General features: G+C 53.3%; 1 pseudogene. It reads left to right on the top strand.

From position 1 onward, the window contains the following. Positions 1-254, top strand: a pseudogene (locus BFW87_RS32155) (hypothetical protein); the annotation flags it as partial. Between the last annotated feature and the right edge of the window lie 161 nt (positions 255-415).

The following is a 415-nucleotide window of genomic DNA, read 5'->3' on the forward strand; positions in this document are numbered from 1 at the left end:
ATCAAAATCAAAAGCAAGGCGGCCTGACAGCCGGCCTGAGTGGTGTGAAGCAAAAGCGGTCCAGAGTGGGAGCTGGCTTATGTGGGAGCTGGCTTGCCTGCGATGGCATCTACTGGATGTGCCTGATGTACCGAGTTGTCTGCATCGCAGGCAAGCCAGCTCCCACAGAAAAGCAGATCTGTGCAGATATTGAAGTCTTACTCGGTCAAAAAATGTGGGAGCGGGCTTGCTCGCGAAGGCAGTGTGTCAGTTGATAGATTTATTGGCTGACCCACCGCATTCGCGAGCAAGCCCGCTCCCACAGTTTGGATCTCCATTTTGTCTGGGGGAACGCGGTCTGCTCTAGCAAAAACAGCGCTTTTGATTCAACCACTCAGGTCGGCTGTCAGGCCGCCGTGCTTTAGATTTTGACTTT

The sequence above is a fragment of the Pseudomonas fluorescens genome, assembly GCF_002022275.1.
Classification (GTDB): Bacteria; Pseudomonadota; Gammaproteobacteria; order Pseudomonadales; family Pseudomonadaceae; genus Aquipseudomonas; species Aquipseudomonas fluorescens_AJ.